The sequence below is a fragment of the Lactiplantibacillus sp. 7.2.4 genome (assembly GCF_018991185.1).
GTDB lineage: Bacteria > Bacillota > Bacilli > Lactobacillales > Lactobacillaceae > Lactiplantibacillus > Lactiplantibacillus pentosus.
On the sequence record NZ_JAGYGS010000107.1, the window covers coordinates 1 to 3,754 of the forward strand.

Annotated in this window: 4 protein-coding genes and 1 pseudogene; 1 reads left to right on the forward strand and 4 read right to left on the reverse strand. The window is 41.3% G+C overall.

Features of this window, described 5'->3' with window-relative positions; genetic code table 11:
- The first annotated feature begins 204 nt into the window (after positions 1–204).
- Positions 205–267, forward strand: coding sequence for a putative holin-like toxin (locus KGF70_RS17695; protein WP_301554471.1), 63 nt, complete (start codon positions 205–207; stop codon positions 265–267).
- A gap of 156 nt (positions 268–423) precedes the next feature.
- Here KGF70_RS17695 and KGF70_RS16485 read toward each other — a convergent pair whose 3' ends face one another.
- From KGF70_RS16485 to KGF70_RS16500, 4 genes and pseudogenes are all read right to left on the reverse strand, one after another.
- Positions 424–1,539: an ArdC-like ssDNA-binding domain-containing protein gene (locus tag KGF70_RS16485; protein WP_216749002.1), complete on the reverse strand. Its 1,116-nt coding sequence runs from the start codon at positions 1,537–1,539 to the stop codon at positions 424–426.
- A gap of 2 nt (positions 1,540–1,541) precedes the next feature.
- A complete protein-coding gene (locus tag KGF70_RS16490) occupies positions 1,542–1,757 on the reverse strand; it encodes a hypothetical protein (RefSeq protein ID WP_014940860.1) in 216 nt (71 codons plus the stop codon).
- A gap of 120 nt (positions 1,758–1,877) precedes the next feature.
- On the reverse strand, positions 1,878–3,389 hold the full coding sequence (locus KGF70_RS16495; protein WP_216786510.1) for a DNA topoisomerase: 1,512 nt from the start codon (positions 3,387–3,389) through the stop codon (positions 1,878–1,880).
- A 111-nt stretch (positions 3,390–3,500) separates the two neighbouring features.
- A pseudogene (locus KGF70_RS16500) lies at positions 3,501–3,754 on the reverse strand (nicking enzyme TraA protein); the annotation flags it as partial.

Genomic DNA, 3,754 nt, shown 5'->3' on the forward strand with positions numbered 1-3,754 from the left:
TTAAGCGCAACTTTCACTGAAACAGTTGATAACAATATTAAGATGAAATTTGGTTTCCTCGTCAAAGTTTCTGTATAATAGATTAAGCAGGAAGTTTTAAGGGCGGTGGCTGTCTTTTCCCTTGCGAGGTGAGGCCCATGGGAACATGGAATAATCTTCAGGAAGGTTTCACAGTCAATGAGCGTCTTCCAGACACTCTCGTTGATGTTGCTGCTTGCAATGTTTATTTTAGCGTTGCTAACATACATCGACAAAAGGAACAAATAAAAAAGCCGCCCTGCGTAACTTTGGCTAGGTTACAGGGTGACTCAACTATCATTTTTTAACTAATGCCACCGCCTTTGAAGCGGCTTGCGTGGGAAGTCCTGTTTTCGGCGGGGCTTCCTTTTCTGTTTCCATTATAGCATGTCCTTTAAAAGCTGGCTAACGTTTCAGACTTTGATCGTATTCAGGATCAGGTTGTTTGATTTCCGGATTTTCTTCAGCAAATGCTTTCAGTTGTTTTTGAGTTCGATCACTAATTTCTTGGTGCACATCGTTTAACTGATTTTTTAATTGCGCTTTTTGTTGTGGACTAGTTGCTTGCTGAACTTGTTGTTGCAAGCCTTGATAGGACTTATTAAGATCCTGGGCTGATAGCTTTTTTAGATCATGCGCAGGCTCTTTTGGGGCTTCTTGTAAGCCTAATTGTTTGGTTAAGCCATCGCTAAGTTCAATCACTTTGTTGCTCACTTGCTGGATCTCACTTAAAGCGCTATGGATTACGGCTTTATCTTTGGCCCAGGTGGCCACGTAACCGAGTGAGTAGTTGCTGGTATCAACGCCAATATTTTGCATGGCAACATATGCGACCGCTTCGGCTTGCGTTTCTTGATAGGCTCGCGGGCGATCTTTAAAGGCTGATTTTAGGCCGTGTAGCTGGCTATGCGCATATTCGTGATATAACGTCTTTAGTTTCAAAGCATTGTCGGGCTCATCGCCACCAATGACGATTTCATTAGTGCGGGGTTGAAAATAGCCTTTAGCGCCACCAAGTTCTGACAATCTCTTTTCACTGACTTTAATATCAGTATTGTTATTCAAATAATTTTTGAGTTCGTTGTATAGATTAGTAACGTTTTTATGATCCGCTAAATTTTCTTTGACAAAATCTTTAGCACTTAGGACTGGTTCGCCGCTTGTCTGTGATATGTCAAATACTGGAATATAGCGATAACCAACTATGGCTTTTTCTTTGGTCGTATCAAGCCTTTTCTGATCCTCTGGAGTTAGTTTTTTAATCATAGGGGCCGCAATCCTGATCCCTTTTTCTCCCTTATTAACTGATCTGTTAAAATCATTTTTCCATTGTTTAAAACCTGCTATTTGAGTAGCTTCTGGGTTTTGAGAGTAGATTAAATCAATATTTCTAGCGCTATAACGATGAAATTTTGCCACAGTATTAAGATAGTTCTTGAACTTGTCACTATCAGTTAAGTTCAAAATTTGTTGTTCTGCATTATCTACAAGTTGTTTCTTCCATTCTTCTTTAGTTGGCATATTTAAACCTCCTCGGCGTCTACAAACTCTACAGAATTATCAATTTGGGGTAACTTGATAGATTGTGTGCCGTAAAGTGCTAAATATTCAGCATTCTTTTTTTGCCACGCAACTTGAATATATTTGCCATTACCCGCAATTTCTGATAGGTACTTATAACTGCTTTTATCCGTCAAAATAGGTAATTCGCTTGCTAATGCTTCCAGTTCATTTTTCATGATATATCCTCCTTCTTTTACAATTACACTCGTTGGTTAGGTTCACTTTTTGGTTTTTGAAAAGTAAACCTAAATGACGAGTTCACCAACCGAAACAACGTGCAGGGCGGTAGGCAGGTTCTAATCAAAATCAAAACTTAATTTATGGCCGTCAAGCTTTAACTTGGCGTCAAACGACTTTCCTTTTTTACTCTTGAAACCCTTTAATTTGCTCGTTTCCCCCTTGGTGACCAGCGCTTTAATTGCGGTCTTACCGAGGGTCTTACTGCTCCATTTCTTGGGCAGGGTAAAGCTTTCGCCTTGCTTAGGCTTTACAATGTAAAACTTCTGTTTATTTAAAACGGTCGCTTGCGGTGTTTCTAAGAAGACCTCGTCGGACTTTTGTGCTTGCTGTTGGTGATCGATTTGTTGCTTAATGGCTTCACTGCCAGTCAATTGCGTGGGAACATCAGCAATCAATTTTGATACAAACTTTTTAATTTGTTCTAAAAAGTTATCCGGGGTGCGTTCTTCGATACTGATTTGTTGTAACGCTTGCTCCCATTTTGCTGTCATCTCTGGGCTAGTTAACAAGGGTTCGAGTTCAACCGCGTTACATAAAGTAATTCCGGCTTCACTGACGTGTAGCTTGTTCTTTTCAGTGACGAGATAGCCGCGTTTCTTTAACACTTCCAGCACATTGGCCCGGGTTGCACTTGTCCCAATGCCTTGCACATCTTTAAGAATCGCTTGGGCTTCTTCATCATCAAGCGTTTTGCCGGCGGTCTTCATGGCCGTAATCAGGGTACCTTCGGTAAAGGGGACCGGTGGTGTCGTTTCTTTTTGCGGTGTTTGCAGATTTGCTTGGACTTGATCGCCTTGGTGAACGAGCGGTAAAGTTGCTACTTCTTGCTGGTCGGCTTTGTGATCATCAAATAAAGCTTGCCAGCCTTGCTTAGTTGGGACCTTACCGGTTGCTTTAAAATTGGCGTCACCAACTTGGGTAATAATGGTGGTTTCTTCATATTCGTAAGGATCAGCAAACATGGCTAATGTGGTTCTTAAAACCAAGTCATAGACTTGTTGCTGTAATTTAGGCAAGCTGGCTAGTTTCTCTTTCGTCGGCACGACTTTAGTCATGATAATGGCGTAGTGTTCTTCAACTTTTTTCCCATCAACATAGCGTTTGTTCGGAGTGGTATTGGTTAAAGCGACTGGCTTAGAGATCAAACCCAGATACTTCGTCAGATTAGCCACTAAATAACTAAATTCTTCATCAGTGATATAAGCACAATCGGTGCGGGGATAACTGAGCAGTTTGTCTTCGTATAAGCTTTGAATAGCCGCTAAGGTTTGGCTGGCACTGGCGTGATAACGTTTATTCATGGCACTTTGCAGACTGGATAGTGAGAATAGTTGTGGACTAGCACGCTTTTTGTCTTGTTTTTGGACGTCCTTGATTAAGCCGGCCTGTGAGCCTTTCTGAACGTGCTTAGCTTGCATGAATGTTATTAGTCCTGTTTCGTTTTTAAACCGCTGATAGGGGTCTAATTTTGCGACGAATTTTTGCTGATTAGCTAAAATTTCCGCATCTAGTTCAAAATAGGGTTTCGGCTTAAAGGTTTTGTTTACCTGGTCTCTTTGATAGACCATACACAAGGCTGGCAGCTATACGTAACTAATCGAGCACGCTCTAATTTTTATCAATATAAAATACATTATGGGCTACCATTCATACCAATTAACCAGTCGCTAATTTTGTGATTACAAGTGCATGCCCCCATCTTCATGCCGGTTTCGAGTTTGGTGTTGCCGTTGCTTTTTCGTCATTTCCCACTCAGTCTCCTTTAAACCTTGCGCCTGTTTTTGCCGTTCGTAATCTTCATCACGGGCATATAGGGCGGTCATGATTGCGTTACTAAAGGCCGTCTTTAAGTAGTAGCTTGGACTAACTGGCTTGTAATTTAGCGGTTGATAATGCCCCATATTTGCTTTTCTGCACTGATCTTCCTTGGCTC

Coding starts and splice junctions, on each gene's coding strand:
- KGF70_RS16485 (WP_216749002.1), bottom strand. CDS start 1,539: ATGCCAACTAAAGAAGAATGGAAGAAACAACTTGTAGATAATGCAGAA.
- KGF70_RS16490 (WP_014940860.1), bottom strand. CDS start 1,757: ATGAAAAATGAACTGGAAGCATTAGCAAGCGAATTACCTATTTTGACG.
- KGF70_RS16495 (WP_216786510.1), bottom strand. CDS start 3,389: ATGGTCTATCAAAGAGACCAGGTAAACAAAACCTTTAAGCCGAAACCC.